General features: G+C 73.7%; 25 protein-coding genes. 13 read left to right on the forward strand and 12 right to left on the reverse strand.

Annotated features, from left to right (window positions below):
- The first annotated feature begins 88 nt into the window (after positions 1-88).
- Both ACFVSN_RS43095 and fusA read left to right on the forward strand, forming a co-directional pair.
- Positions 89-232 (forward strand): hypothetical protein, encoded by a 144-nt coding sequence (locus tag ACFVSN_RS43095; protein ID WP_387596901.1) that lies wholly within the window; start codon positions 89-91, stop codon positions 230-232.
- A 115-nt stretch (positions 233-347) separates the two neighbouring features.
- A complete protein-coding gene (gene fusA / locus ACFVSN_RS43100; RefSeq protein ID WP_387596904.1) occupies positions 348-2,447 on the forward strand; it encodes an elongation factor G in 2,100 nt (699 codons plus the stop codon).
- Positions 2,448-2,493: 46 nt separating this feature from the next.
- On the opposite strand, the gene ACFVSN_RS43105 is transcribed toward fusA, so the two are convergent.
- Together ACFVSN_RS43105 and tnpB are read right to left on the reverse strand one after the other, a co-directional pair.
- Positions 2,494-3,351 (reverse strand): NAD-dependent epimerase/dehydratase family protein, encoded by an 858-nt coding sequence (locus ACFVSN_RS43105; protein WP_387596907.1) that lies wholly within the window; start codon positions 3,349-3,351, stop codon positions 2,494-2,496.
- Positions 3,352-3,373: 22 nt separating this feature from the next.
- Positions 3,374-4,831, reverse strand: a complete 1,458-nt coding sequence (tnpB, locus tag ACFVSN_RS43110; protein WP_387958985.1) for an IS607 family element RNA-guided endonuclease TnpB — start codon at positions 4,829-4,831, stop codon at positions 3,374-3,376.
- Between the two features lie 118 nt (positions 4,832-4,949).
- Between tnpB and ACFVSN_RS43115 the strand changes: the two genes are divergently transcribed.
- The 8 genes from ACFVSN_RS43115 to ACFVSN_RS43150 all read left to right on the forward strand — a co-directional run bounded on the left by ACFVSN_RS43115 (position 4,950) and on the right by ACFVSN_RS43150 (position 13,614).
- The gene (locus tag ACFVSN_RS43115; RefSeq protein ID WP_387597036.1) at positions 4,950-5,795 is read left to right on the forward strand and encodes a helix-turn-helix transcriptional regulator; all 846 of its coding nucleotides are present in this window, start codon (positions 4,950-4,952) and stop codon (positions 5,793-5,795) included.
- A gap of 129 nt (positions 5,796-5,924) precedes the next feature.
- A complete protein-coding gene (locus tag ACFVSN_RS43120) occupies positions 5,925-6,824 on the forward strand; it encodes a neutral zinc metallopeptidase (RefSeq protein ID WP_380446733.1) in 900 nt (299 codons plus the stop codon).
- Positions 6,825-6,939: 115 nt separating this feature from the next.
- Positions 6,940-7,305, forward strand: coding sequence for a hypothetical protein (locus tag ACFVSN_RS43125; protein ID WP_387596913.1), 366 nt, complete (start codon positions 6,940-6,942; stop codon positions 7,303-7,305).
- Between the two features lie 346 nt (positions 7,306-7,651).
- Positions 7,652-8,746, forward strand: a complete 1,095-nt coding sequence (locus ACFVSN_RS43130) for a sugar ABC transporter substrate-binding protein (protein WP_387596916.1) — start codon at positions 7,652-7,654, stop codon at positions 8,744-8,746.
- Between the two features lie 52 nt (positions 8,747-8,798).
- Positions 8,799-9,584, forward strand: a complete 786-nt coding sequence (locus ACFVSN_RS43135) for an ATP-binding cassette domain-containing protein (protein WP_387596919.1) — start codon at positions 8,799-8,801, stop codon at positions 9,582-9,584.
- Positions 9,581-10,852 (forward strand): sugar ABC transporter permease, encoded by a 1,272-nt coding sequence (locus tag ACFVSN_RS43140; protein WP_380446744.1) that lies wholly within the window; start codon positions 9,581-9,583, stop codon positions 10,850-10,852. The genes ACFVSN_RS43135 and ACFVSN_RS43140 overlap by 4 nt, the downstream gene beginning before the upstream one ends.
- Before the next feature lie 266 nt (positions 10,853-11,118).
- On the forward strand, positions 11,119-12,342 hold the full coding sequence (locus tag ACFVSN_RS43145; RefSeq protein ID WP_387596922.1) for an RNA-guided endonuclease InsQ/TnpB family protein: 1,224 nt from the start codon (positions 11,119-11,121) through the stop codon (positions 12,340-12,342).
- A gap of 441 nt (positions 12,343-12,783) precedes the next feature.
- Entirely contained in the window at positions 12,784-13,614 is an 831-nt protein-coding gene (locus tag ACFVSN_RS43150) for a patatin-like phospholipase family protein (protein ID WP_387596925.1), read from the forward strand.
- Here ACFVSN_RS43150 and ACFVSN_RS43155 read toward each other — a convergent pair.
- Positions 13,601-14,134: a hypothetical protein gene (locus tag ACFVSN_RS43155; protein WP_387596928.1), complete on the reverse strand. Its 534-nt coding sequence runs from the start codon at positions 14,132-14,134 to the stop codon at positions 13,601-13,603. The two genes, ACFVSN_RS43150 and ACFVSN_RS43155, sit on opposite strands and share 14 nt — an antisense overlap.
- 112 nt (positions 14,135-14,246) lie before the next feature.
- Here ACFVSN_RS43155 and ACFVSN_RS43160 point away from each other — a divergent pair, with 112 nt between their 5' ends.
- Positions 14,247-14,546: an MBL fold metallo-hydrolase gene (locus ACFVSN_RS43160; protein WP_387596931.1), complete on the forward strand. Its 300-nt coding sequence runs from the start codon at positions 14,247-14,249 to the stop codon at positions 14,544-14,546.
- Between the two features lie 50 nt (positions 14,547-14,596).
- Here the strand turns inward: ACFVSN_RS43160 and ACFVSN_RS43165 are convergent, their stop codons facing one another.
- From ACFVSN_RS43165 to ACFVSN_RS43185, 5 genes are all read right to left on the reverse strand, one after another.
- A complete protein-coding gene (locus ACFVSN_RS43165) occupies positions 14,597-14,803 on the reverse strand; it encodes a DUF397 domain-containing protein (RefSeq protein WP_359969935.1) in 207 nt (68 codons plus the stop codon).
- Between the two features lie 102 nt (positions 14,804-14,905).
- Positions 14,906-15,529, reverse strand: a complete 624-nt coding sequence (locus ACFVSN_RS43170) for a MarR family winged helix-turn-helix transcriptional regulator (protein WP_387596934.1) — start codon at positions 15,527-15,529, stop codon at positions 14,906-14,908.
- 8 nt (positions 15,530-15,537) lie between these two features.
- Positions 15,538-15,963: an SRPBCC family protein gene (locus ACFVSN_RS43175; protein WP_387596937.1), complete on the reverse strand. Its 426-nt coding sequence runs from the start codon at positions 15,961-15,963 to the stop codon at positions 15,538-15,540.
- Between the two features lie 103 nt (positions 15,964-16,066).
- Positions 16,067-16,456: a GNAT family N-acetyltransferase gene (locus ACFVSN_RS43180; protein WP_387596940.1), complete on the reverse strand. Its 390-nt coding sequence runs from the start codon at positions 16,454-16,456 to the stop codon at positions 16,067-16,069.
- A gap of 83 nt (positions 16,457-16,539) precedes the next feature.
- Complete coding sequence (locus tag ACFVSN_RS43185; protein ID WP_387596943.1) at positions 16,540-17,184, reverse strand: TetR/AcrR family transcriptional regulator; 645 nt, start codon at positions 17,182-17,184, stop codon at positions 16,540-16,542.
- Between the two features lie 96 nt (positions 17,185-17,280).
- Here ACFVSN_RS43185 and ACFVSN_RS43190 point away from each other — a divergent pair, with 96 nt between their 5' ends.
- Positions 17,281-18,213, forward strand: coding sequence for an alpha/beta fold hydrolase (locus ACFVSN_RS43190; protein ID WP_387596946.1), 933 nt, complete (start codon positions 17,281-17,283; stop codon positions 18,211-18,213).
- A 214-nt stretch (positions 18,214-18,427) separates the two neighbouring features.
- Here ACFVSN_RS43190 and ACFVSN_RS43195 read toward each other — a convergent pair whose 3' ends face one another.
- The 3 genes from ACFVSN_RS43195 to ACFVSN_RS43205 form a co-directional block, all read right to left on the reverse strand.
- The gene (locus tag ACFVSN_RS43195) at positions 18,428-19,123 is read right to left on the reverse strand and encodes a GNAT family N-acetyltransferase (RefSeq protein WP_387596949.1); all 696 of its coding nucleotides are present in this window, start codon (positions 19,121-19,123) and stop codon (positions 18,428-18,430) included.
- 77 nt (positions 19,124-19,200) lie between these two features.
- On the reverse strand, positions 19,201-19,515 hold the full coding sequence (locus tag ACFVSN_RS43200) for a hypothetical protein (protein ID WP_387596952.1): 315 nt from the start codon (positions 19,513-19,515) through the stop codon (positions 19,201-19,203).
- Positions 19,512-20,174: a hypothetical protein gene (locus ACFVSN_RS43205; RefSeq protein ID WP_387596955.1), complete on the reverse strand. Its 663-nt coding sequence runs from the start codon at positions 20,172-20,174 to the stop codon at positions 19,512-19,514. The genes ACFVSN_RS43200 and ACFVSN_RS43205 overlap by 4 nt, the downstream gene beginning before the upstream one ends.
- 48 nt (positions 20,175-20,222) lie before the next feature.
- On the opposite strand from ACFVSN_RS43205, the gene ACFVSN_RS43210 reads away from it, so the two are divergent.
- Positions 20,223-20,849 (forward strand): hypothetical protein, encoded by a 627-nt coding sequence (locus ACFVSN_RS43210; RefSeq protein WP_387596958.1) that lies wholly within the window; start codon positions 20,223-20,225, stop codon positions 20,847-20,849.
- Between the two features lie 30 nt (positions 20,850-20,879).
- Here ACFVSN_RS43210 and ACFVSN_RS43215 read toward each other — a convergent pair whose 3' ends face one another.
- Positions 20,880-21,704, reverse strand: a complete 825-nt coding sequence (locus ACFVSN_RS43215) for a hypothetical protein (protein WP_387596961.1) — start codon at positions 21,702-21,704, stop codon at positions 20,880-20,882.
- Between the last annotated feature and the right edge of the window lie 37 nt (positions 21,705-21,741).

Genomic DNA, 21,741 nt, shown 5'->3' on the forward strand with positions numbered 1-21,741 from the left:
TCGCGCCGCGCCGCCCGCCTTCCCTAGACTCGCCGGGCAGTCACGCCCGTGACGCGCCGAGACCAGCAGTCAGGGGAGGGGAGTGGCCATGGCCGCCCAGCGCACCGCCGCCGCCCCCTCCACGGCTCCTGCCGCCTCTCCCGCGTCCCGGTACGAGGTGATCCTGGTGTCCCCGTCCTTCCGGTGCCCGCTGCGCGGCCGGCACCGGGGGACGGGTGCGACGAATGCCTGAACAAGGCCACCCGCAGACGGCCGAGGGCCGCACACGCCACCACAGGTGACGTCACGTCGGCACCCGTCGAATCGCGCGCCCACCCACCCGCGGATCACCTCCGAAAGGCCGGGCCATGCGCACCGAGACCACCACCAGCACCGCCACCACCACGACCACCGGCACCGCCACCGCGATCGCCGCCGTCCGCAACCTCGGCATCCTCGCCCACGTCGACGCCGGCAAGACCACCGTCACCGAACGGATCCTCTACCTCACCGGCACCACCCACAAGCGCGGCGAGGTCCACGACGGCACCACCGTCACCGACTTCGACCCCCAGGAACGCGACCGCGGCATCACCATCTTCGCCGCCGCCGTCTCCTGCGCCTGGGCCGGGCACCGGATCAACCTCATCGACACCCCCGGCCACGTCGACTTCGCCGACGAGGTCGAGCGCTCGCTGCGCGTCCTGGACGGCGCGGTCGCGGTGTTCGACGCGGTGGCCGGCGTCGAGCCGCAGAGCGAGTCGGTGTGGCGCCAGGCCGAGCGCCACGGCGTGCCCAGGATCGCGTTCGTCAACAAGCTGGACCGCGCCGGCGCCGACCTGGACACCGCCGTCGCCTCCATCCGCGAGCGCCTGCACCCGCACCCGCTGGCCGTGCAGCTGCCCGTCGGCGCCGAGGACGCGTTCACCGGCGTCGTCGACCTGATCACCTTGCGCGCCCTGACCTGGAGCGAGGAGGACGGCATGCGCGAGCACCCGGTGCCCGCGCACCTCGCCGACGAGGCCGCCGCCCGCCGGCGCGCCCTGGAGGAGGAGGTGGCGGCCCTGCACCCCGGCGCCCTGGAGGAGTTCTGCACCGACGGCGCCCTGGGCGCCGCCACCCTGACGGCCGCCCTGTGCGACCTGACCGCCGCCGGCGAGGCGGTGGTGGTGCTGTGCGGCTCCGCCTACCGCAACCGCGGCATCGAACCGCTCCTGGACGCCGTCTGCGCCTACCTGCCCTCCCCGCTGGACGTGCCCGCCGTGCGCGGCACCGCCGGCCCCGGCGACGACACCGTCCTGGAGCGCGCCGCCGACCCCGGGCAGCCGTTCACCGCCCTGGCGTTCAAGGTGAGCGCCGCCCCCACCGGACGCCTGACCTACCTGCGCGTCTACGCCGGCCGACTGGAGAAGGGAGACCTCGTGCTGGACACCGCCACCGGCCGCCTGGAGCGCGTCGCGCGCATCCTGCGCGTCCAGGCCGACCGCCGCACCGAGACCGACCGGGCCCTGGCCGGGGACATCGTCGCCGTGATCGGCCCCAAGGCCGCCCGCGCCGGCGCCACCCTGTGCGCGCCCGGTGCCCCGATCCTGCTGGAGGCCCCGGCCAGCGCCGAGCCCGTCGTCACCGTCGCCGTCGAGGCCCGCCGCGCCGCCGACACCGACAAGCTCGCCACCGCGCTGGCCCGCCTCGCCGAGGAGGACCCGTCGCTGCGGGTGCGCACCGACCCCGAGACCGGGCAGCGCACGCTGGCCGGGCTGGGGGAGCTGCACCTGGAGGTCGCGGCGGAGAAGATCCGCCGCGAGCACGGCATCGACACCGTCGTGGGCCGCCCGCGCGTGGCCCACCGCGAACGCCTGGCCGCAGGCGTCAGCGGCTTCGTCCACCGGCACGTCAAACAGGACGGCGGCGCCGGCCAGTTCGCGCACCTGGTGCTCGACGTCCAGCCCCTGGACAACACACAAGAGGAGGAGTTCGTGTTCGCGTCCACCGTCACCGGCGGACGGGTCCCGCGCGAGTACGTGCAGGCCGTCGAGGCCGGCTGCCGCGACGCCCTCGCCGAGGGCCCGCTCGGCGGCCACCCCGTCACCGGCGTGCGCGTCACCCTCACCGACGGCGCGACCCACCCCAAGGACTCCTCCGAGCTCGCCTTCCGCACCGCCGCCCGCAACGGCGTGCGCGAGGCCCTGCGGGCCGGGCGCCTCCAGCTGCTGGAGCCCGTCGTCCAGGTGACGGTCAGCGTGCCCGAGGACGCGCTGGGCACCGTCCTCGGCGACCTCGCCGCCCGCCGCGGCCACGTCCAGGCCACCGACGTCACCCGGGCGGGCGCCCAGGTGACGGCGGTGGTGCCGCTGGCCGAGCTGTTCGGCTACGCGAGCCGCCTGCGCTCGCGCACCCAGGGCCGCGGCACCTTCACCACCCGCCCGGCCGGCTACGCCCCCGCACCCGCACCGGTGCCCACGGCGTGAGCCACCCGGTCCGCCCCCGCCCGCACCGGGCCCGGGGGCGGACCCCTTACAGCGCCCCCGCCTCCAGCGCGGCCCACGCCGACGGGTACTGCGGGCGCCACCCCAGGTCCCGGCGCGCCGCCGCCGTCGAGCCCTGGCCCTCCCACGGGTCGAACTCCGCCGTCGCCGCAGCGCCGCCGCCCGGGTGCGCGGCCCCGTTCAGGACGTGCAGGTCCCAGGCCGTCAGCGGCGCGTCGTCGCACACGTTGTAGGTGCGCCCGGCGATCCCCGGGGTCACCGCCGCCCGCCACAGCGCCTGCGACACGTCCGCGTGGTGCACCGTCGCCAGCCGCTGGTGCGCGGGCCAGGCGCCGGCCCAGTGCAGGGAGTCCGCCAGGTGCGGGTCGCCCTCGCCGTAGACGAACGCCAGGCGCGCCACCACCAGCGGCAGCCGCCCGCCCAGCTCCGCCAGCCCCGCCTCCGCCTCGGCCTTGGACACCGGGTAGATCCCCCACGCCGGGTCGGGGGCGAGGCGGTCCTCCTCCACGGCCGGGCGCCCCAGCCCCCGCCCGTACACCAGCGTCGTGCTCGCCTGGACGAACCGCTGCACCCCGGCCGCCGCCGCCTCGCGCCCCAGCGCCACGGCCGCGTCCCGGTTGACCGCCCACACCTCCTCCTCGGGCACCCCGCGGAAGGCCGCCGCCACGTTCACCACCACCGACGCGCCGTCCAGCGCCCGCGCCCGGTCGCCCGCCTCCCGCAGGTCCCCGCTGACCACGTCCACCCCCAGGGCGGCCAGGTCGCCGGCCCGGGCGGCGTCGCGCACCAGCACCCGCACCCGCCCGGCACCGGCCCACCGCACCAGCCGCGGCACCAGCCGCCGCCCGACCTTGCCCGTCGCACCCGTCACCAGAATCGTCGTCACAGTCTTCTCCGTCCACAGCCGTTCACCGCTGACAGGAACAAACCCTGCCCGCCCCCGGAGCGCCGCGGCAGAGACCTCTCCAACCACGGACCGCCGATCCGTCCCTTGAGGGATCAGTGATCCTCAAGGATTTGCCCATTACTGGGCAAAGGTCCTCGTCTGATCCGGCTCGGGGCCGGTGCGAGGTTGACGCTTCGTGGCCACCGGCGGGAGCTGGTCCCGGCTTACGGTCGGCTCCACGTCCGTTTTGCGTCTCCGGGCCACTCCCGGTGACGTGGTGCTTCACGAGGGAAGCGAGGTTGCGTGCGGCGTTCTCATCGCGGTCGATGACCAGGCCGCAGTGTTCGCAGCTGAAGGTCCGTACTCGCAGGGGCAGTTTGGGTTTCACTGCCCGGCAGTCGGAGCACGTCTTGGAGCTGGGGAACCAGCGGTCGGCGACTTCGAGCCGGCCGCCGTTCCATTCGGTCTTGTACGCGAGTTGGCGGCGGATCTCGCCGAATCCGGCGTCGGAGACGGCCCGGGCGAGTCTGCGGTTCTTGACCATCCCGGCGACGTTGAGGTCTTCGACCACGATCGTGCCGTACTCGAGGGCGAGTTCGGTGGTGAGTTTGTGGATGCCGTCGCGGCGCAGGTCGGCGACGCGGTGGTGGACTCTGTTGCGCTGGTCGTTGGCGCGCAGCCATCGCTTCGAGGGTTGCCGGCCGGTGCGGCGGTCGGGGCCGGTGCGGCGGGAGACGGTGCGCGACAGGCGCCGGAGCTTCCGGCGGGCGTGGTCGTAGTGTTTCGGGTTCTCGGCCGGGGGCCGGCCGTCGGAGAACACCGCGAGGGTCTTCACACCGAGGTCGACGCCGATCACCGCGTCCGGCCGCGCCGGTGCCGCGTCGGGTCGGTCGACCTCGACCGAGAACGCGACGTGCCAGCGCCCGGCGTCCAGGCGCACGGTCGCGGACTTGATCCTCGCGGTGCCGTTCTCGATCCTGCGGGCGAGCTTGCGGGTGGACTCGTGCGTCTTGATCCGGCCGAGCACGGGCAGCACGACGTGCGTGCGCCCGTCCAGGCGGATGGCGCCGGTGGTGAACCGGCAGGACTTGACGGCCTTGTTCTTCGATTTGAAGCGCGGGAAGCCCATCGGGCGGCCCTTGCGTTTGCCGTTCCTGGAGCCGGACCAGTTCTTCAGCGCCGCGGCGAGCTGGTCCAGTCCGGTGGCGTAGGCCTCCTTGGAGCACTCCGGCCACCACGGTGCGACGTCGTTCTTGGCCTGGTTCCACGCCTTGCGCAGGGAGTACATCGACCAGCCGAACGAGGGCGTCAGGTCCTCGATGCCGTAGGACCTCTCCGCCTCCCGCTGGGACAGGTTCGCCTTGACCCGCGCGAGCGCCCAGTTGTAGGCCACCCGCGCCGCCCCGGCATGCCGCAGCAACGCACTGGCCTGACGCTGTGTCGGGTCGAGCGCAAACCGGTACGCCTGCGTCACGATCACCAGCCGACCGTACCGCTCATCACCGACAACCGGACGAAACGCCCGAATTATTGAGGAACGCTGATGAAATTGACAACAGTTGGCTACCCCGCCCCGCCGGGTCATCCTTGGACGCATGATCGACCGACCGGCCCTCGCCGACTTCCTCACCCGCTCCCGCGCCCGCCTCACCCCCGCCGACTGCGGCCTGGCGCCCACCGCCCGCCGCCGCACCCCCGGGCTGCGCCGCGAGGAGGTCGCCCACCTCGCCGGCCTGTCCGTCGACTACTACGCCCGCCTCGAACAGGCCCGCGGCCCCCAGCCCTCGCCCCAGCTCCTGGCGGCCCTGGCCCGCGCCCTGCGCCTGAGCGAGGACGAGCACGACCACCTCTTCCACCTCTCCGGCCACGAACCGCCGCGCCGTCACAGCCCGCTCACCCACGTGCGCCCCGGCCTGCTGCTCATCCTCGACCGCCTCCACGACACCCCCGCCCAGGTGCTGTCCGACCTCGGTGACGTCCTCGTGCAGAACGCGATGGCCGCCGCCCTCCTCGGCGACGTCGCCGCGCACCCGCCCGGGCGGCGCAACCTCGTGCTGCGCTGGTTCGCCGAACCCGCCTCGCGCGAGCTGTTCGCGCCCGAGGAGCACGAGGACCTGGCCCGCGGTCACGTCGCCCACCTGCGCGCCGCCCACGCCGCCCGCCCCGGGGATCCGCGCGTGGCCGAACTGCTCGCCCAACTGCACGCCACCGGGCCGGAGTTCGCCGCCTACTGGGAGCGCCACGAGGTCGCCGTGCGGCGCAGCAGCCGCAAGACGGTGCTGCACCCGCAGGTGGGGCGCCTGGAGCTGGAGTGCGAGGTGCTGGTCGCCGGGGGCACGGACCAGGTGCTGGTGGTCAACAGCGCCGCGCCGGGCAGTGACAGCGCCGGGCGCCTGGAGCTGCTGCGCGTGGTGGGCGGCGCCGGACTCGCGGCCCGCGCGTGAGCCCCTCCCGCGCGTGAGCCCCGCTCGGTGACGGGCCTGGGCCGCCCGCCCCCGTAGGCTGGTGCGGCCCGCCGCGGGGACCCGGGGCGGGCACACGCGTACGACGACGAGACAGAAGCGGGCACAGGCATGCAGTTCGACGACCAGGGCGACCTCGACACCTCACAGGTCGACGACCGGCGCGGCATCCCGGGCGGGAAGGTCGCCATCGGCGGCGGGGCGGTGGGCCTGATCGCCGTGCTGTTCGCGGTCCTGCTGGGCGTGGACCCCCAGCTGCTGGGCCTGTCCTCGGGCGGCGGCTCCACCTCCTCCGCCGGCACCCGCACCGCCGGCGAGGTGGGGCAGGCCTGCAAGACCGGCGCCGACGCCAACAAGCGCCAGGACTGCCGCATCGTCGCCGTCACCAACAGCCTCCAGGACTTCTGGCGCACCGAACTGCCCAGGCGCGGCACCGCCTACAAGAGCGCCGAGACGGTGCTGTTCACCGGCCGCGTCAACACCGCCTGCGGCCCGGCGACCTCCGCCGTCGGCCCGTTCTACTGCCCCGGCGACCAGAAGGCCTACTTCGACCTCGGCTTCTTCGACGAGTTGTCCAGCCGCTTCGGCGCCAAGGGCGGCCCCTTCGCCGAGTCCTACGTCGTCGCCCACGAGTACGGCCACCACATCCAGACCCTGACCGGCGCCATGCAGAAGGTCGGCGGCGACCGCCAGGGCGCCACCAGCGCCTCGGTGCGCCTGGAGCTGCAGGCCGACTGCTACGCCGGGGTGTGGGCGCACTACGCGACCACCACCAAGCAGCCCTCCACCGGCCGCCCGCTGATCACCTCGATCACCGACCAGGACATCGCCCAGGGCCTGGACGCCGCCGCGGCCGTCGGCGACGACCGCATCCAGAAGCAGGCCACCGGCAAGGTCAACCCGGAGAGCTGGACCCACGGCTCCTCCGACCAGCGCAAGACCTGGTTCACCACCGGCTACCGCGGCGGCGACATGACCCAGTGCGACACCTTCTCCGCCACCAAACTCTGAGCGCCCCGTGCGGCGGCGCGGACCCTGTCACCTGTCAGGGACCGCCGCCGCCCGCTTCTTCCTACGCTGACGGCACTGGCCAGACCAGCGCACACCAGCAAGGGAGAACCACCTGATGCGCAGGATCACCCACGCCGCCGCCGCACTCGCCCTGACGACCGCCGCCCTGACGACCCTGACCGCCGGCAGCGCCGGCGCCGCCGACGGCTCCTGGGCCGGCTGCCCGTCCGGCGCCGTCTGCATCTACCCGCAGAACCAGAACCCCGCCTCCGCCCCCAGCGACGTGTTCTGGAGCTACGGCGCCCACAACCTCAGCGGCCAGTACGGCAACCACTGGGTCCTCAACAACCAGACCGGCGGCGCCCACGCCCACCTGTGCCGCGGCGCGGGCGGCGCCGACTGCGTCTACGACATCGCCGCCCAGAACGGCGTCTGGTACGACCTGGGTCCGATCAACTCGATCACCCTCGACCGCCCCTGACGCCACGTCAAGAAGCAGGGATGCCCGCTGTCACGGGGGGACGGCGGGCATCCCCTTGCGCGTTCACGGCCCGCTCCCGCCGCCCCTGACCAGGAACGACCTGACCGTAACCTGACACTTCGTCAGATGGATCAGCTCCCGGACCCCGCCGCCGCGCCCGACGCCCTGACCTGGCCCTTGGAGAATCCTCCAGGTTTCGATCCCGGGCAAGCGTTCACGAAGATAACGAATGATGGCCGATTCCCCGGAGCATGGATTTACTTATTGACGCCATACGCGTGGGCAGGTTTAACTCCCCCCACTCCGCCGCTGCGCCGCGGCGACGTCCACGAGAGGCACCCCACCCATGAACGCAATGACGCGTCGCGCCCTCATCGCCACCACCGCCGTCGCGATGGCCCTGTCCATGGCCGCGTGCGGCAAGGCCGGCGGCGACAAGAAGGACTCGGCCGCCTCCGGCGACAGCACCTCCATCGGCCTGCTGCTGCCCGAGAACGCCTCCTCCACGCGCTACGAGTCCTTCGACCGCCCCTTCATCGAGGCCAAGGTCAAGTCCCTGTGCGCGGACTGCAAGGTGCTCTACAACAACGCCGAAGGCAGCGCCGCCAAGCAGAAGCAGCAGTTCGACACCCTGATAGCCCAGGGCGTGAAGGTGATCGTCCTGGACGCCTACGACGCCAAGTCCACCCAGGGCTGGGTGCAGGAGGCCGCCGCCAAGGGCGTCAAGGTCGTCGCCTACGACCGCCTGGCCACCGGCCCGGTCGCCGCCTACGTCTCCTTCGACAACGAGAAGGTCGGCGAACTCCAGGGCCAGGCCCTGCTGGACGCGGTCGGCCCGCAGGCCTCCGACGCGAACATCGTCATGATCAACGGCGACGAGGCCGACCCCAACGCCGCCCAGTTCAAGGCCGGCGCCCACAAGGTCCTCGACGGCAAGGTCAAGAAGGTCGTCTACGAGCAGTCCGGCGAGTGGAAGCCCACCGTCGCCTCCCAGAAGATCGGCGCCGCCGTCACCCAGCTCGGCAAGACCGGCTTCCAGGCCGTCTACTCCGCCAACGACGGCATGGCCGGCGCCATCATCACCCAGCTCCAGAGCTCCGGCATCAAGGTCCCCGTCGGCGGCCAGGACGCCGGCCTCGACGCCATCCAGCGCATCGTCACCGGCGACCAGGCCTACACCATCTACAAGGCCTACCGCCCCCTCGCCGACTCCGCCGCCGAACTGGCCGTCGACCTCCTCAAGGGCAAGGACGTCAAGTCCCTCGCCACCGCCAGCGTCGACAGCGACACCGACAAGGCCATCCCCGCCAAGCTCCTGGACGCCAAGGTCGTCACCAAGGCCAACATCAAGGACACCGTCGTCGCCGACGGCCTCTACAAGGTCGCCGACATCTGCACCGCCGACTACGCCGCCGCCTGCGCCGCCGCCGGCCTCCAGTAACACCGGCGCCCGGTCCCACGTTCCAAGCACCCCACCACACGAGAAGGTTCACGTGACAGGCGCACCCGTCCTCCAACTGCGCGCGGTCTCCAAGCGCTTCGGCGCCGTCCAGGCCCTCACCGACGTCGACCTCGACGTCCACGCCGGCGAGGTCCTCGCCCTCGTCGGCGACAACGGCGCCGGCAAGTCCACCCTCGTCAAGACCATCGCCGGGGTCCACCCCGTCGACGAGGGCACCATCACCTGGCGCAGCGAGGCGGTACGCCTGACCCGCCCCCAGGACGCCCAGGCCCTCGGCATCGCCACCGTCTACCAGGACCTCGCCCTGTGCGACAACCTCGACGTCGTCGCCAACCTCTTCCTCGGCCGCGAGAAGCTCCGGGGCGGCCTCCTCGACGAGGTCGCCATGGAACAGCAGGCCCGCGAGCTCCTGGACACCCTGTCCATCCGCATCCCCGACGTGCGCATCCCCGTCGCCGCCCTCTCCGGCGGCCAGCGCCAGGTCGTCGCCATCGCCCGCGCCCTGGTCGGCGAGCCCGCCGTCGTCATCCTCGACGAGCCCACCGCCGCCCTCGGCGTCGAACAGACCGCCCAGGTCCTCGACCTCGTCGAGCGCCTGCGCGAACGCGGCCTGGGCGTCATCCTCATCAGCCACAACATGGCCGACGTGCGCGCGGTCGCCGACACCGTCGCCGTCCTGCGCCTGGGCCGCAACAACGGCGTCTTCACCGTCGCCGACACCACCCAGGAACAGATCGTCTCCGCCATCACCGGCGCCACCGACAACGCGGTCACCCGCCGCCAGGCCCGCCGAGCCTCGCAGGAGGACGCCGCATGAGCACCCCCACCGACACCGGCGCCGACACCCCGGCCGCCAAGACCCCCGCCGCCGACCCGCGCCTGCTGGTGCGCTCCACCGGCCTGAGCGGCTACCTCGACGAGGCCCGCCGCCGCCTCACCAGCGGCGAACTCGGCTCCACCCCCGTCGTCCTCGGCCTCATCCTCATCGCCGTCATCTTCCAGTCCGCCACCGGCCACTTCCTCCAGGCCGACAACCTCACCAACATCACCAAGTACATCGCCGGACCCGGCCTCATCGCCGTGGGCGTCGTCTTCGTCCTCCTCCTCGGCGAGATCGACCTCTCGCTCGGCTCCGTCGCCGGCGTCTGCGCCGCCATCGCCTCCGTCCTCGCCGTGCGCGAAGGCCTCGCCGAATGGCAGGCCGTCCTCATCGCCCTCGCCACCGCCTGCGCCATCGGCGCCCTGCACGGCTTCTTCTTCGCCCGCATCGGCGTCCCCGCCTTCGTCGTCACCCTCGCCGGCATGCTCGCCTGGAGCGGCCTGCAGGACTACGTCCTCGGCGACCTCGGCACCGTCAACAACCGCCACGACGGCCTCATCGCCACCCTCGACACCAACTTCCTCGGCGACGGCGACATCGTCTACGCCTGGGCCCTGGCCGTCCTCGCCCCCGCCCTCTACCTCGCCGCCCAACTGCGCACCGCCCAGCGCCGCAAGGCCCTCGGCCTCACCGCCCGCCCCACCGCCGACATCGCCCTGCGCACCGGCGCCCTCGCCGTCCTCGCCCTGCCGCTGGCCTACGCCCTCAACCAGGACCGCGGCCTGCCCCTGCCGCTCGTCGTCCTGCTCGGCGTCGTCCTCGCCACCGACTTCGTGCTGCGCCGCACCGCCTACGGCCGCCAGGTCTTCGCGGTCGGCGGCGGCGTCGAGGCCGCCCGCCGCGCGGGCATCAACGTCGCCTGGGTGCGCATCTCCGTCTACATGACCTCCGCCACCCTCGCCGGCCTCGGCGGCCTGTTCATCGCCTCCCAGCAGGGCTCCGCCGACAAGCAGCTCGGCGGCGGCAACGTCCTGATGAGCGCGATCGCCGCCGCCGTCATCGGCGGCACCAGCCTCTTCGGCGGACGCGGCAAGACCTGGTCGGCACTGCTGGGCATCCTCGTCATCCAGTCCATCACCACCGGACTCGACATGGTCCACGCGGCCCAGGCCATCCAGTACATGATCACCGGCGCCGTCCTGCTCGCCGCCGTCGTCCTGGACTCCGTCTCCCGGCGCACCCGCGCCACCAACAGCCGCACCTGACCAGCCGGCCGGCCTGCCCGGGCCCGTGCCATCCGAGGGGATGGCACGGGCCCCGCGCGTGCCCGGCGCCGTCGTCAAGCCCGCAGGAGCGCGGCGAAACGCCCGTGTGATCTCTTCCATCCGCTTGAGGAGGGCGTCGGCGAACACCCGTTTCCGATGCTTCGTTACGAAACCACGTGGGCATGAAGTGCGAAAGCGCCGTGCCTTCCAGCGCGAATTTTCTGATTTAGAGCCATAAACCAACCGACTCTCCTATGGTGGTTGGCATGCAGCTTTGCTACTCCTTCCGGGTAGACCCGACAGTAGGTCAGTGCAAGCGTGCTGCCCGCGTGTTCGGGTGCAAGCGGGCTGTATGGAACGCCGGGTTGGCGTTGATCAAGCCAGTGAAGGAGTCGAACAAAGCCCTCGGTAATCCGCGCAAGCGGCTTGCCGAAGGGCCGTGGAACCGCGTCCCGAAGAACCCGGACCTGTCCAAAATCGTCATTACCGAAGCGAAACGCTCCGGTGCACGGCCATGGCTGGCTGACGCCCCGGTGGGCGTACTGCAGCAGTCGCTGCGCGACCTGGATAAGGCGTGGGCCGAACACGAGAGGTCCAAGGCCGGGATGCGACCGGGCCCGAAGGTCGGAGAGCCGTCATTCAAGTCGAAGTATGGGCGCCAGTCGGCCCGCTTCACCCGCTCCGACCGGTTCAAGATCACCGACGGTCGGCTGCACCTGCCCAAGATTGGCGACCTCAAGGTCACATGGACGCGCACACTGCCGTCCGACCCCACCAGCGTCACCCTGATCAAGGACCCCGCCGGACGGTACTGGGCCAGCTTCGTCATCGAGACCGACTCTGCCGCCGACGTGCTGCCCGAACTCGACGCCGACATCGGTATCGACCTCGGACTCAAGCACTTCGCCGTCCTCGACGGCGGACGCAGGATCGACCACCCCAAATGGCTGCGCCGCGCCGAGAAGAAGCTCAGGAAGGCGCAGCGCGTGTTGTCCCGCAAGGCCGAGGGCAGCCACAACCGGAACAAGGCTTGCGTCAAGGTCGCCCGGCAGCACGCCCACGTGGCGAACGCCCGCCGGGACTGGCAGCACAAGCTCAGCGCCCGACTCGTCGGCGAGAACCAAGCCGTGTACGTCGAAACGCTGGACATCCGCGCCATGGCCAGGACCCACCTGGCCAAGTCCGTCCACGACAGCGGATGGGCACAGTTCGTCAACATGCTGGAGTACAAGGCCGCCCGCGCGGGACGCATGGTGATCGGGGTGGACCGGGACTTCCCCTCCACCCAACTGTGTTCCGACTGCAGACACCGCACCGGACCGCGCGGCCTGCCCGGACTGTCCGTGCGCCGGTGGACCTGTTCGAACTGCGGCACCACCCATGACCGCGACATCAACTCCGGCCGCAACCTGAAGACCGAAGGCCGCCGCATCCGAGCGGCCATGAAAGAGCACCACAGACCGGGGGACGTACCGGCCCCAACCGGGTAACCGAGTTGGGTAAACGCCTGCGGATCGCTGGAAGACCTCTGGTCGGGAATCAGAGGCGCGCGAGCAACCCCCAGTGATGGGGAGGAACCAGGAACCGACCGCCACGCCCGCGCAGCGATGCCGCACGCAGCGTGGCAGGAAATCCCCGGCGCTCACGCCGGGGAGATCGGGAGTCAACAGCTCCTGCTTGCTGCTGAAGTCGTAGATCAGCACCCGTAGGCCGGTGTCGAGCGTGTCGGCCAGCGGACGCAGGCTCAGCCCGGCCAGCCCCTGGGCCTGCACGTAGTCGGTGGCCAGCGCGGGGGCGCTCAGACCGGTTCGAGCCGGCCGGTCATTCCATGCCCACCGTCCCCCTCTTCATGTGTCTCCGGAATATGCCAGTGTATGGAACGGCTGTTATCAACAACGGGGGGAGTCACTATGCGGATCGACGACACATCCATGACCGGCCATGCCCTGACATCCGACCGTGCCCTGGTGCTGGGCCCCGGCGGCTACCTGGGCACCGCCTGGACGGCCGGCCTGGCCGCCGGCCTGCGCGAAGCCAGCGTCGACCTCGCCGAGGCCGACCTGACCGTGGGCACCTCCGCCGGCGCCATGATCGCCGCCGTCCTGACGGCCGGACAGGACCCCGCCCGCCTCGCCACCCCCACCGGCGCCGCCCCCTCCCGGCGCCCCGACCCCGCCCTCACCGGCGCCGTCTTCGCCCTCCTCGGCCAGGGACTGGACCCCGCCGAGGCCCGCCGCCGCGTGGGCCGCCTCGCCCTGGACACCGCCGACCCCGAGGCCGAAGCCGACCTCGTGCGGCGCCGCGCCGCACTGATCGCCACCGACACCTGGCCCGAACAGCGCCTGCTCGTCACCGCCGTGTGCGCGGAGACCGGCGAACCCGCCGTCTGGGACGCCGCCTGCGGCGTGCCCCTGGCCCGCGCCGTCGCCGCCTCCAGCGCCTTCCCCGGCATCGAGGTGCCCGTCACCGTCGACGGCCGCCACCACATCGACGGCGCGCTGCGCGCCGGCACCAACGCCGACCTCGCCGCCGGCGCCCGCACCCTGGTCGTCGTCGACCCGCTCGCCCACCGCCACCCCGGCGCCGGCGCGACGCCCGGCGCCCTCACCCTCGCCCCCGACCCGGACGCCGCCCGCCTCCTGGACACCACCGGCCCCGCCGACCCCGCCACCTGGCAGGCCGCCTACCGCGCCGGCCACACCCAGGCTGACCCCGCCGCCGCCCTCCTGCGCGACACCTGGCGCCCCGTCACGGCACGCTGACCCACTCCACCGCGTACACCGGGGCCAGCCTGGCCCGGTAGAGGTGCAGCAGCAGGACGAAGACCACCAGCATCACCATCGGCATGCCGAGCACGCCCAGCAGCCACAGCAGGAACAGCGGGATCCCGCCCGGGCGGCTGCTGCCGTCCATAACCACGATCAGCCACCACGACGGCAGCACCGACCCCGGTATCGTGACCAGGAAGAACAGGTAGTGCCGCACGATCTCCCAGGCCTTCAGCCGCCCGATCCCCAGGAACGCGTACTGCGTCGTGGTCGTGGTCGTCTTCTGCCCGCCCCTGCCGAACCCGTGCTCGGTCGTCGTCCCGCCCTCGCGCACGTACAGCCGCGCCAGCGGGACGATGCCGACACCCAGCACCGCGAACCAGCGCGTGGCGAAGCAGTTCCCGTCCCGATCCGTGCGACTGAACCCGGCCAGCGAGAACCCGGTGCCGTTACGGCTGCCCAGCTTCATGTGGCGCCGGTCGGTGCCCGTCAGCTTCCGTACGCGTTCGGCCATGAGCGTTCCCCCTTCGTGGTGTGCCGTGTGTGCGCGTCCGATTATCACCAACGCCCCTGACACCCACGGCCGTTGCCCCTCCTCCCGCCCCGGGCGGGGAGGGGGGCGTGCGGTGATCGTCCGCATGCCGAGCCACCTCACCGTCCTCGGCACCTGCGGAGCATGGCCCGAGGCCCACCGCGCCGCCAGCGGCCTCCTCCTCGACCGCGACGGCCACCGCCTCGTCCTCGCCCTCGCCCTCGCCCTCGACCTCGGCTACGGCACCCACCCGCGCCTGGCCGCCCCCGGGGCCGAGCCGGACACCGTCGTCATCACCCACGAACACCTCGACCACTGCGCCGACCTCGGCGCCCTCGCCCGCGCCCGCCACGCCGCCCCCCGCCGAGGCCCGGGCCGCCTTCCCCGGCGGTGAGGTCCTCGCCGCCGAGGAAGGCATGGTGCCGGCGCTCTGACGCGGCCGCGCTAGGCCGGGCGGTCGAACTCCCCGCCGCGCACGGCCGTCACGAAGGCCTGCCAGGCCGAGGACCGGAAACGCAGCACCGGCCCGTGCGGGTCCTTGGAGTCCCGCACGGGCATGACCCCGGTGAACCCGTCGGCGACCTCCACGCAGCCGTTGGAATCGCCGCTGTGAGTGCTCTTGCGCCAGGTGGTCGTACGGTCGTTGTCCATCGCGATAACCCCTCCTGATAGAACACGGTCAACTGGCCACCACGGTACGGGCGCGGCACCCGGCGGCGACACCCGGCCCCGGCCATGTCTGTCAGGGACCCGTCAAGGATCGGTCCGGGACGGCGGATGATCTGTTGCACGTGCCGGGCGGGGAGCGGGGGCCGGCCGTGGGGGCCCGCCGGGCGCACCGGTGGCCCCTTGACGGTGCGCCGGCTCGGGAGGCCGCCCGGTGGCCAGGGCCCGCAGCAGGGCCTCCAGCGTGCGGGCGTCGAGGCGGGCGTCGAGGGTGCGGGCGTCGAGGCAGGCGTCGATGCGGGCGGCCGGGGCGAAGAACGCCGCGCCCGCCCGCTCCACCGCCGCGACGGCCGCGCGGGCCACCTCCGCGCCCCGGCCGGTGACCCGCAGGCGCCGGGTCCTGGCGTCGCGCGGGTCGGCCTCGCGCTCCAGCAGCCCCTTGGCCTCCAAGCTGCGCACCACCTGCGAGACCGTCCGCGCGTCGGTGCCCGCCCGGCGGGCCAGTGCCCGCTGGCTGGGCGCCTCGCCGCGCCCGCCGGGGTGCCACGCGCAGGCCGGCAGCACGAACTGGCCGTGCGTCAGGCCGTACGGCGCCGGCGCCGCCTCCACCGCCCGCCGCCGGCGCAGTACCGCCTGCCACGGCCGGAAGCCCGCGCCGTGCCACGGCCGTCGGCACGTCTCGTGGCACGGGCCTGCGGCCGGGGGGCTCACGCGGGGGCTCACAAGACGGAGCCGCCCGCGTGGGTGAACAGGGCCTCCATCGCCTCGGGGAAGTCCTCGGTGATGGCCGGGCCCAGCTGCGGGCCCATCTCGCCGGCGGCCGGCCCGTCGATCTCCAGGCGGTGCACCACCGTGGTGCCGCCGTCGCCGCGCGGGCTGAGCCGGTGGCTGAAGCGCAGCACCACGCCGGCGAACGCGGTCTCGTCCGCGTAGTGGGCGTTCTCCTCGATCGCGGTGATCACCGAGGTGATCGGGTCCTGGCCGGAGGGCGTCATCGACACCTTCGCGCCGACCTCGAACGGGCCGAGCAGCGTGACCGACTCCATCGAGGTGTCCCACTGCGGCCAGTTGTCGAGGTCCTTGAGCACCGCCCAGACCGCCTCGGGCGCCGCCGTCGTCTCACCGGTGTACTCGTGGCTCCACATGTCGTGCTCTCCCCATCGCTCGAAATGTTCTACGCAGAGATTATCTTCGCGACGACTATCGTGCAAGGGGTCCCCGCCGCCCGCCCGCCGCCCCTCCTCGGTCTCACAGCGCCATCAGCCCCGCCGCCGTCGGCCGGAACCCGCAGCGCTCGTAGAAGGCCCCCAGATGCGGCTCGAAATCCACGTGCAGCCACTGCGCCCCGCGCGCCCGCGCCTCGGCCGCAGCCGCCCGCACCAGCCGCACCCCCAGGCCCCGCCGGCGCTCCTGCGGATGCACCGTGGTGTCCAGGACGAACGCGTGCAGCGCGCCGTCCCCGGCCACGTTCACGAACCCGACCGGCCGCCCGTCCCGGTGCGCCGCGACCCAGGCGAGGCTGCGGGCCGGCACGGGCGCGAAGGACGTGGGCCGGTGGCCGGGCCAGGAGGCGGCGAACAGCTCGTTCAGCGAGGCGTCGCTCAGGTCGGGACGGACGGACAGCGTGATCGTTTCCATGCGGGACAGCATCGCAGCGCCGCCGGCCGGGGGAGGGGCCGGCCTCGAACAACGCGGGCGCGCCACGGCAGTCGGCCGTGGCACTACGGCGCGGGGAAGACCCGCCCGAGGTGGTAGCCCAGCACCGCCGTCGCGTCCTCGGCCGTCCGCTGCCCCAGCAGCACGCTCAGCCCCAGCCCCGCCGACACCGCCAGCAGCACGACCGCCTCCTGGCGCGCGTCCAGCCCCGCCGCCGCCTGGCCGGCCCGCTGCGCGGCGGTCAGCTGGGCGGCCAGGAACGCCTCCATCTCGTTGGGCGCGGCCAGGAACGCCTGCCCGCCCAGCGCCGGATCGGTGACCGACAGCACCGCGTACTCGGTGTACACGAGGTGGAAGGTCCGGCTCTCCTCGTCCGTCGGCACCGCCTCCAGCAGCACCGCCTCCACGACGTCCCGCGGCGCCGGCGCCGCCGATCCCGAACCCGCCGCCCCCGTCCCCGTCCCCGCCGCCACCCGCGCGGCGACCCGCTCGCTCACCCGCTCGCCCATGCGCGCCGCCAGGCGGTGCATCGCGGCCAGCAGCAGCTGCTCCTTGGTGTCGAAGTAGTACTGCACCAGCCGCACCGACACGCCCGCCTCGACGGCGACGGACCGCATGGTGACGGCGTGCAGCCCGCCAGCCGCCGCCGAGCGCAGCAGCGCGTCGACGATGTGGGCGCGCCGCTCCCCGTGATCCACCAGCTTCGGCATCCGGCTCCCTCCGATTTGTTTTATGGTACAAACATACCATCAAGTGCTGCGGCAACGCCCCGAGCAGCGCCGCGCTGCCCGTCAGGAGGGGACCCCATGACCAGGACGGCCGTCGGACACTTCGTCAGCGACGAAGCCCGCACCCGATTCCTCGACGCCTACGACCGCGCCATGCACCTGTGGCCCGCCCCCCGCCGGGAACTCGACGTCGAGACCTCCTACGGCACCGTCCACGTCCACCACCACGGCCCCGGCCCCGGCCCGCAGGACGGCCACGGGGGCCCCGAGGACGGCCGCGACCCGGTCGTCCTGCTCCACGGCCACGCCGGACACCCCTCCAACTGGCACCCCCAGATCGCCGCCCTCGGCGCCCACCACCCCGTCTACGCCCTCGACACCCTCGACGACCCCGGCCGCAGCGTCCAGCACACCGCCGCCCCCGGCTCCCGCGAGAACGCCGCCTGGCTCGGCGAGGTCCTCGCAGGCCTCGGACTCCACCGCGTCCACCTCGTCGGCGTCTCCTACGGCGGCTGGCTCGCCCTCAACCAGGCCATCCACGCCCCCGAACGCCTCGCCACCGTCACCGCCCTCGACCCCGGCGGCATCGAAAAGGTCCCCGCCCGCTTCTACGCCCACATGGCCGCCGGCCTCTTCGGCATGCTCGCCCCCCGCCGCCTGCGCCCCGCCCTCGGCCGCCTCCTGGCCAACCCCGCCCTCGCCGCACCCCCCGAGATGATCGCCCCCCTCATGCTCGGCATGCGCACCTACAAACCCGCCGCCCGCCCCGCCGCCCGCCCCTTCACCGACGACGAACTGCGCTCCCTCACCCTGCCCGCCCTCGTCCTCATCGGCCGCCGCAGCGCCCTGCTGCGCCCGCGCCGCGTCCACGAGCGCGTCACCGCCCTGATCCCGGGCGTGCGGGCCGAGATCGTCGACAAGGCCGGCCACGGCCTCAACCTGGAACGCCCGGAACTCGTCAACGAACGCCTCCTGGACTTCATCGCCGCAACGCCGCCGGCCGCTCTTTAAAGCTCTACTCGCCGGTTCCCGTACACCAGCGCGGCGAGGAGAACGCCAGGTACGTCCTCCGCGACCGCAAGCCGCGCACCCGGCATCCCGACGGAACGTGCGACGAGGCGGAACCGACGTCCGGCCAGGTGGTCGCAGAGCTGCGCGGGCGCTTCCGCCTGCGGCGGCGCCCCGGGCGGCGGACCCGGGGCGCGCGCTCGTGCGTGATCGCCCCCTACGCCTCACCCTCCCCGAACCCGTCGGCCTCCTGCGGCTGTTCCGACTCCTGCGGCTGTTCCGGCTGCTCGGCCTGGTCCCCGGCAGGGGCGACGCGGGGGCTCACACGCCCTGGATCCACCATCTCTTCCTCCTCCATCTGTGCCGCGCCCCTCACGGCGCGGCACGCCTCCTCGGCCGGCATCCCGAACAGCAGGAACTCGGCCCGCCGGCCCCGCTGCCCGACGAACCGGCTCGCGCGCCCCGTCTCCCGGAACCCCGCCCGCCGCAGCATCCGCGCCGACGCGGTGTTGCGCACGTCGCACTCGGCCGCCACCCGCCGCACGCCCCGCGCCCGCAGGTGCGCGGCGACGGCGCCCATCGCCTCGCCGGCGTAGCCGCGGCGCTGGTGCTCGGGCGCCACCGTGATCCCCAGCAGCGCCCACAGGCCGCCGCCGCGGGCCGCCACCGTCCCCACCGCCAGGTCGCCGATCAGCCCCGGGCGCTCCCGCAGCTCGATCGCCCACTGGAAGAACCCGGGCCCCTGCGGCGACTCCGCCCGGTAGCCCGCCACGATCGCCGCCGCCTGCGCCGGGTCGATCGGCGAGCGCCAGCTCTGGAAGCGGGCCACCTCGGGGTCGCTGCGGTAGCGCGCCAGCGCGGGCGCGTCGTCGAGGCGAAAGCGCCTCAGCCGCAGCCGGTCGGTCAGGATCACGGCACCTCCCCGTTCCGGTGGACACCCGGCCGCTCCGGCCGATACCCGCAGTCCACCAGCCGCCCGTCAACGAGGAGTCAATGCCGGGTCGACGGGCCCCGGCCGCGGGTGCGCGGCCCGGGCAGCCGCACCCGGCGCGAGTACACCGGCACGGCACCGGCGGCCGCAGCGGGCTGTGCGAAGCACTCGAGGAGCAAGTCACCGCGCACGTCGTCGAGTTCGCCGGGCGCCTGCGCCAGCAGCGCATCCGCCCACCCGTCGAGGGACGCCTCCCTCAGCGCGGCGTCCGGAACCCGGGCGAACTCCCCGGGACCCACCGCCACCCATCCGGGCCCGCCGTCCGCCCGGAACAGCAGCCGCCACCAGTACGCCTGCCAGTACGGCCGCCTCACCGGGACCCGTCCGCCTCCTGCGCCAGGACGCCCTGGGCCAGGACGCCCTGGGCCAGCGGCGCGAACACCAGGCCCCAGGTGCCCGGCAGATGACGTATCGCCGCCGTCAGGTGGAAACGCACCACCGCCCACTCGTCGGGCCGCGCCTGCGCGCCGAACTCCCGCACCGCCTCCAGGCAGTCGTCGACGAGCTCCGCCAACTCGTCGTCGTCCCCGCCGTCGTCCCCGCCGGCGAACCCGAGCCCGTCCAGCGCCTCCTGCACCTCCGGCGGCGCCGCCCCGAACCAGTCGTCCCACCCGGTCACCGCGCCCAGCAGGTACAGCAGGTAGCCCCCGGCCTCCGGCAGAGCGCCGCCCAACCGCGCCGAGACGACGTCCCGCTGGGCGTCGTCGCAGCCCAGCTCCGTGTGCCCGGCCGCAGCCGCCACCAGGCCCGCCCAGTGGGCCTCGTCGTGCCGGCCACTGGTCTGGCGCATGTGCGCGCTCGCGAAGGCGGCCATCGCCCCGGCGTCGTCGAACAGCGGGGAGAGCACCAGGTCGCTGCGGTAGTCGAAGCCGAAGTAGTAGCGGCGCCCGTCCAGCGTGAGCGATTCGATGCCGCCCACGTGACCGACCCGGCCGTCCAGCGGAGCACACTGCGCGAAGAGTTCCCGTTCCATGGCGGGGACCATAGCGCCCGCCGCCGACACCGCTTCTAGACTGGCCAGATGACGGGGAACGAGGGCTTCGGCGGCACGGCGGGACGGCTTGCGGAGCACGCGCACGACCTCCACGCCGCCGACCGCTTCGCGATCGCCGGCACGCCCGTACCCGAGGACCTCGCCCCGGCGGACCCCGCCGCCGGCACCTGGGTGCCCCACCTCGCCCAGCACACCCTCGCCCTGCCCCCGGCCGGGCGGAGCGAACTGCGCCGCCACCTCGCCGCGCTCCCGCAGCAGGAGCCGGTGCGCCCGCTGCCCGAACCGCGCGCCTACGAGCAGTACCCGCCCGGCCCCGGCGCCGTCCTCATGCGCCTGGCCCGCAACCGCAACCTCAACTGGCTCAACCTGGCCAAGACCCTGTACGTCGTCACCGGCCGCTGCTGGTCCGCCGTCACCTACGGCGGCGTCGGGCGCGGCACCGTGGCGCTCACCCCCGACCTGCTGGCCGACTTCGCCGCCGTGATCGACATCCCCGCCGACCGCCTGGCGGCGCTCACCGGCCTCGAACCGCCCGCCCCCGCGCCGCGCACGGCCACCGCCGGCATCGCCGAACTCCTGTGGGACGCCCGCCGCCTCACCGCAACCCAGCTGCGCCGGGCCACCGACCACGCGCGCGCCCTGCACCGCCCGTAGCCGCCGTAGCCGCCGTAGCCGCCGGGGGCGTCAGGGCCGCGCCGCCCAGTGCTCCTGGGCCTGTGCCCGCACCGCCGCCAGCGCGCGCTCCCGGTCCACCGGCGGCGGCGCGATCCGCCCGCCGCACGCCCGGACGTGCTCCTCGAAGCGGTCGCGCCAGAACTCCACCGTCCAGCCCGGCCACCGCCCCGCCATCTCGTACGCCTGCGCGCACGCACCCAGCGTCCACCACCCGACCCGGCGCCGCGCCGGATCGACGTGGATCCCGGCCTCGGCCCGCACCCGGCACACCCCGAGGTCCCGGCCCCGCGCCACCCGCTCCAGCAGCGCCGGGCCCTCCCGCACGGGATGGTCGCCGCCGCCCGCCACCAGGTGGCAGCGCTGCGAACCGACCGTCACCACCGCCACCATCGGCTCCGGCCCGGCCAATTCCGCGTCGTCCGCGTCGACCAGGAAACCCGGCGACACCCGCCGCTCCCGGTCCCGGACGGCCTCCGGGTCCAGCCCCAGGTACGTCCGCAGGTCCGCCGGGCCGTCGAAGGCCCACCGCACCTCCCACCCCGCCCACGCCTCGCGCAGCAGCTCAAGGGCCGCCGCCCGGTGGACCATCGTGGTGCTCGGCCCCTCCCACGCGAACACCAGCAGCACCCGCCGCCGGTGGTCGACGAGCGCCGCGCCCTGGCACAGCACGTCGTCCGGCCACCAATCGCCGGGCTGGAGGCCGGGCAGCAGCGCGAGCGCCCGCCCGGGCCCGGCGAGCAGCGCGAGGTCGAGCCCCACCGCCCCGAACCGGGACAGGTAGAGCTCGTGCTCGCCGCTCTCACGGACGACGACGATGGTGCAACGGTCGGCCATCCGCCCAGCCTGGCGCGACGCAGTGGCGCGGCGCCAC

Origin of the sequence: Kitasatospora sp. NPDC057904 (assembly GCF_042887925.1) — a bacterium.
In the GTDB taxonomy this organism is placed as follows: Bacteria; Actinomycetota; Actinomycetes; order Streptomycetales; family Streptomycetaceae; genus Kitasatospora.